Source organism: Streptomyces albidochromogenes, from assembly GCF_005981925.1.
Taxonomy (GTDB): Bacteria; Actinomycetota; Actinomycetes; order Streptomycetales; family Streptomycetaceae; genus Streptomyces; species Streptomyces albidochromogenes.
In genome coordinates, this window is sequence record NZ_VBVX01000396.1 from 1 (window position 1) to 5203 (window position 5203).

The 5203-nt window shown below is 76.8% G+C and carries 5 protein-coding genes; 1 reads left to right on the forward strand and 4 read right to left on the reverse strand.

The window, feature by feature from the left end; all coding sequences use genetic code 11:
• The 3 genes from E2E34_RS30950 to E2E34_RS30960 form a co-directional block, all read right to left on the reverse strand.
• The coding region (locus E2E34_RS30950; protein ID WP_138905172.1) for an FAD-dependent oxidoreductase at window positions 1-1316 on the reverse strand (1316 nt) is incomplete at its 3' end.
• On the reverse strand, window positions 1313-2047 hold the full coding sequence (locus E2E34_RS30955) for a methyltransferase domain-containing protein (RefSeq protein WP_138905173.1): 735 nt from the start codon (window positions 2045-2047) through the stop codon (window positions 1313-1315). The genes E2E34_RS30955 and E2E34_RS30950, both read right to left, overlap by 4 nt.
• On the reverse strand, window positions 2044-3261 hold the full coding sequence (locus tag E2E34_RS30960; RefSeq protein ID WP_138905174.1) for a lycopene cyclase family protein: 1218 nt from the start codon (window positions 3259-3261) through the stop codon (window positions 2044-2046). The genes E2E34_RS30955 and E2E34_RS30960 overlap by 4 nt, the downstream gene beginning before the upstream one ends.
• Before the next feature lie 260 nt (window positions 3262-3521).
• Here E2E34_RS30960 and E2E34_RS30965 point away from each other — a divergent pair, with 260 nt between their 5' ends.
• Window positions 3522-4403, forward strand: coding sequence for an oxygenase MpaB family protein (locus E2E34_RS30965; RefSeq protein WP_138905175.1), 882 nt, complete (start codon window positions 3522-3524; stop codon window positions 4401-4403).
• Window positions 4404-4430: 27 nt separating this feature from the next.
• Here E2E34_RS30965 and E2E34_RS30970 read toward each other — a convergent pair whose 3' ends face one another.
• Complete coding sequence (locus tag E2E34_RS30970; RefSeq protein ID WP_138905176.1) at window positions 4431-4970, reverse strand: DoxX family protein; 540 nt, start codon at window positions 4968-4970, stop codon at window positions 4431-4433.
• Between the last annotated feature and the right edge of the window lie 233 nt (window positions 4971-5203).

Sequence of the window (5203 nt, forward strand, 5' to 3'; positions counted from 1 at the left end):
ACGGGGAACAGCGGGCAGTCCGCCCGCCACTCGTGGCATGCGTCGACGATCCGGGCGTCCGCCGTCTCCGGGTAGAGGCCGCGGAGCCGGCGCAGCAGGCGTTGTTCCACGGCCCGGCGGTCGGCGTTCTCGTCGACCGCGTACCCGTGCAGTTCGACGACGCTGCCGCCGGTACGCCGCGCCCAGCGGGCCGCTTCGCCCTCCCAGCGGTCCAGGACGCTGACGTTGTCGAGCCCGTCGAAGCCGCTCGTACCGAGGAAGCCGGCCCGGTCCGCCCGGACGGGGCGGTCGAGCCACAGCCGGGAGACCAGGAACGGCGGCGCGGTGCGCTGGGCGGCGACGTCCGCGCGCCACAGCTCGTCGCCCAGCTTCGGTGACGCGGCGACGAGGCCGCGCAGCCCGGCCACGTCCAGGGCGAGGACCACGGCGTCGTACTCGGCCGACGCGCCCCCCGCCTCCACGGCGAGCGCCGTGCCCTCGGCGGGGGTGACGGACTCGACGGGCGCGCCGGTCAGCACGCGGACGCCGAGCCGGTCGAGGTAGCGGGCCAGGGGGTCCCACAGGGCCTGGGGGTAGGGCTCCGCCGGTACGTCGAACAGCAGCCCCTCGGAGGAGCCGAGGAAGTAGATGTGGAACATCAGCAGCAGTTCGGCCGCCGACAGTTCGCGCGGGTCCGCGAAGAAGCTGCGGGAGAAGACCTCGAACGCCAGGTGGTGGGCGGCTTCGGGGAAGTTGACGGCGTCGAGGAAGTCCCGGGCGCTGACGCGGTCGTAGCGCTCGTACACCTCGGGCACCCGTACGTCGAGCAGCGGAAGGGCCGCCCCGGGGTTCATCGCGGCGAGGTCGCGCCACCCGAAGGTGGGGCTGAGCGCCACGAATCCGAGCGCGCTCCACGGCGGGGTGCGGGGCACGTGGGCGAAGCTGTCGGTGAGTCCGCCGCTGTGGCGCAGGGGGTAGTCGGGCAGCGGTCGCAGGACGGCGAGGGCCGGGTCGGCGCGGCGCAGCAGACCGCGCAGGTTGTAGTACTGGCGGAAGAACGCGTGGAAGCCGCGGCTCATCGTCACCGGCGTGCCGTCGGCCAGGTCCGTGTGCCAGCCGGCCAGGCGGCCGCCCAGAGCGGTGTCGCGCTCGTGGAGCGTCACGCGCACGCCGCGTTCGGCCAGCGCCGTGGCGGCGGCCAGGCCCGCGATGCCGCCGCCGACGACCGCCGCGCGCGGCGCCGGGCCGTCGAAGCGGTCGCGGCCCTGGGCGGCCGGCACCCTCTGCGCCTTGCGGTCCCTGCCCCGGCGCGGGCCCGTGGTCCCGGTGCTCCTCATGCGGCGCCCCCGCTCGCGGTCCGTCCGCGGCGGCGGCCGAGGAAGGTGTGGACGATGCCGGTCTGCCAGCCGGGTACGGGCAGGACGCGGGTCCCGGTGAAGCCGGCGCGGGCGAGGCGTGCGGCGAAGGCGGGCGCCGTGTCGAAGTCCAGGACGCTGCGGTGGAGGTGGCGGTAGAGGCCGGCGTCCCCGGTGCACCGGCCGGCCGGCAGGATGACTGTGCGGCACACGGTGGACCACACGGCCCGGTGCGCCGCCGAGCCGCTGAGCGCGTACTCGTGCACCGCGAGGCGGCCGCCGGGGCGCAGCAGGCCGTGGACGGCGGCGAGTACGGCGTCGGGGTCGGCCACGTTGCGGAAGAGGTAGCCGGCGAAGACCGCGTCGAAGGGCCCGGTGACGCCCGCGGCGGCCAGCCGCTCCGCCGGGGCGTGGACGAACGTGACGCCCCGCGGCCAGCGCTTGGCGGCGGCCCGCTCCAGCATCCCCGCCGAGGCGTCGACGGCGGTGATCCGGGCCAGCGGGGCGGCGCGCAGCAGGGCGGCGGTGGAGGCGCCCGTACCGCATCCGAGGTCGAGGAGGCGCAGACCCGCGCCGCCGCCGGGCAGCCGCAGGCGGCGCGCCGACCGTCTGAGGTCGGCGTGGTACCCGGCGTTGAGGCCGACCAGCCGGTCGTACCCCCGGGCGGCGTGGTCGAAGGCGTCGGCCAGGTCCGCGTCCCGCAACAGCGTCATCCGGTGGTCTCCTCGCGTGTGGGGAAGGGGCGGCGCGGCAGGAAGGGGAGTTCCGCCGCGGTGCGCAGCATGGGGCCGACCGGGGTGGAGAATCCGATGAGGACGTCCTCCCACAGCCGGGTGCGCCCGTCCAGGAAGCGCAGTACGCGCTCGGTCGGGGTGCGCGCGAACAACCGGGTGAAGAAGTCGGGGCCGTTGACCCGCCCGGTGTCCAGGGCCCGCAGCATGACGGCGTCCATGGCCAGCGCGCGGCGCCCGTGCGGCGGCGGGAGCGTCATCCGGCCGCCGTCGCGCAGTGCGGCGGCGACGGCCCGGACCTGCCGCTGCACGGCGGAGAAGGTGTACCCGGTCGCGGGCCGGGTGGCGCCGCCCACCGCGCCGATCCGGTAGACCGCGGGGCCGGTCCGGCGGGGGAAGCGCGCGTCGGTCATGGGGATGACGCCGCTCTCGACGGAGCGTACGTCCAGCGGCCCGAGGCGCAGGACGCGCCGCGTGTAGTGCTCCAGCGCCGCGTCGTACGCGCGCCGGGTCAGGGGGGCGCGGGAGAACTGCGTGTACTCGACGAGCGCCTCGTGCGGGCCGAGCGGGAGCACGTAGCCGAACGCGAGGCCGTGGTCGGGCTGCGGCACCCGGAAGTCCATCAGCTCCACGACGTCCTCGTCGAAGGCGGGAGCCGAGGTACGGACGAACCAGCCCCGGAAGTGCTGGAGGAGGGTGCTGCGGGCCGGCGGCAGCGTACCGGTGGGGCGGGAGTCGAAGACGTGGCGGCCCCTGAGCGTGAGGCGTTCGCCGTCCTCGGTCACGCACCGGGCCTCGGCGCCGCCGGCCACGTCGCGCACCGTCTCGGCCGTCGCCTCCACCAGGCGTACGCGCGGGCGTGCGGCCAGCCGTGCGCGCACCCATGCCTCGAAGGTGGCGGAACGGAGCATCTGGTAGCGCAGCGGCCCGAGTTCGCCGTCGGTCACGGAGCCGTCCCGGCCGCGCACCCGCAGCCGCCGCCAGGACGCGGCCACGCACTCGTCGAAGTCGCCGGCGCCCTCCTGCCAGAAGCACCAGGTGCGTTCCGCCGGGCGCAGGGACCGGCGCGGCGTCTCCACGAGCGTCACGGACAGCGGGCGGGAGGAGCCGGGGGCCGTCAGGGCGTGGGCGAGCGAGAGTCCCGCCGCTCCCCCGCCGACGATCACGGCGTCGGCGACGGCCCGCTCCTGGCTCATGCGCCCTCCTCACCGGGGACCGTCGCGCTCTCGCGGGCACCTGCCGCCTTCGTCCGCCTCGCCTCGGCCACGTGTGCGCCGCTCCCTCCCGAGTCTGCCCGCCCGTGCCGCCGCGGGCGGTCTGCCGCGACCGCCCGCGTGGCGTCGTGCTCCGACTTCCCTCCGGGGGGCCCGGGTGGATGCGGCCGGCGGCGACGCATGAGCGGCGGGCCGTCGCCGGACCCCTGCCGCGGTGCCGCGGACCGGCGGATACTGGTCGCATGGACGTGTCGTCGCCCGGCGCCCGCGCTCTGCGCGAGCGGCTGGGCAGCAGCCTGTTCACCCGGGTCGCGGGCCCCTCGGGCGCGCGCACGCGGGCGCGGATCCATGACACCCCGGGGCCGCGCTGGTTCGGCCCGGAGAGGCCCGTGCGCGTCGTGCACGGGGACGCGTCGATGTTCATCGGCGGACTGCGGGCCCTGCTGCTGCAGTCCCTGCACCCGCTCGCCATGGCCGCCGTCGCGGCCCATTCCGGCTACCGGGGCGATCCGTGGGGCCGCCTCCAGCGCACGAGCACGTTCCTGGCGACGACGACCTACGGCACGGCGTGGGACGCGCAGCGGGCGGTCGACCGCGTCCGGTCGGTGCACCAGGGGGTACGGGGCACCACCGCGGCCGGGGAGCCGTACCACGCCGCGGATCCGCACCTGCTGGCCTGGGTCCACGTCGCCGAGGTGGACAGCTTCCTGTACGCCCACCAGCTCTACGGCCTGCGGCCCCTGGACGCGGACGGCTGTGACGCGTACGTCGCGGACATGGCGCGGGTGGCCGCCGCGCTCGGGGTGGGCGATCCGCCGCGTACGCGGGCACAGCTCGACGAGCGGCTGCGGGCCTACCGGCCCGAGCTGCGCGCGACCCCCGAGGCGCGCGAGGCCGCCCACTACATCCTGCTGCACCCGCCGCTGCCCTGGATCGCCCGCCCGCCGTACGCCGTCCTCGCGGCGAACGCGGTGTCGACGCTGCCGCCGTGGGCCCGGGAGCCGCTGCGGCTGCCGTACCTGCCGGGGCTGGAGAGGACCTGTGTGCGGTTTACCGGGCACGCCCTGACCAGGACGATCAGGTGGGCGATGGCGCCTCCCCCGCGCACGGCGGACCCCGCCTGACCACGCGCCGCGCCGCACGCCCGGCCCCTAGACCGGGGCCTGGTCGGCGCTCTCCACGCTCGACGCCCGCGCCCTGCTGCGCTTGCTGAGGACCCCGGCCGCCGCGAGGGCGCAGCCGGTGAAGGCCAGCGCCACGGTCCACGGCTGGTCGAAGTGGTGGCCCATGGCGTGGTCCAGCGAGTAGCGGCCCGGTCCCGCGAGGCCGATGGCGGCCGCCGCGAAGCCGAGGAAGGCGGGGTACTCGTAGCCGCCCGACTGGGCGAAGAACCCGGCGGGCGCGTGGACGGCGACGGCCCCCGCCATGGCTCCGGCCGCCGCCGCGCCGGCCGCGGGCGTCGCGAGTCCGAGCGCCAGCAGCACCCCGCCGCCCGCCTCGCCGAGTCCCGCCGCGACGGCGCTCTCCCGCCCGGGGGTGAAGCCCATGTGCTCCATGGCCGCCGCCGTCCCCTCCACGCCTCCGCCGCCGAACCAGCCGAGCAGCTTCTGCGTGCCGTGCGCCGCCAGCACGACGCCGGTGCCCGCGCGCAGGACGAACAGACCGAGGTCGCGTCGGTTGAGGTGAGCCATGAGTGTCTCCCAGCGTGAAGGGGGCGCTTGCGTTCCTCCACTTTCGTTACGAAACGCACGTCGCGCACCATTTCGCCCTCACCGGGGCCGTCAGCGCGGCCCGCCCGGGCGTCCGCCGGCGCCGGAGCGCGGCCCCGGCCGTCGGATGCGGGATCGCGCCGGCCGACGTACGTACGGCGTCGTGGCCGCCGGCGCCACGAAGAGCGCGCCCGCACGCGGCCCCCGCGCCCGAC

Coding starts and splice junctions, on each gene's coding strand:
- E2E34_RS30955 (WP_138905173.1), bottom strand. CDS start 2,047: ATGACGCTGTTGCGGGACGCGGACCTGGCCGACGCCTTCGACCACGCC.
- E2E34_RS30960 (WP_138905174.1), bottom strand. CDS start 3,261: ATGAGCCAGGAGCGGGCCGTCGCCGACGCCGTGATCGTCGGCGGGGGA.
- E2E34_RS30965 (WP_138905175.1), top strand. CDS start 3,522: ATGGACGTGTCGTCGCCCGGCGCCCGCGCTCTGCGCGAGCGGCTGGGC.
- E2E34_RS30970 (WP_138905176.1), bottom strand. CDS start 4,970: ATGGCTCACCTCAACCGACGCGACCTCGGTCTGTTCGTCCTGCGCGCG.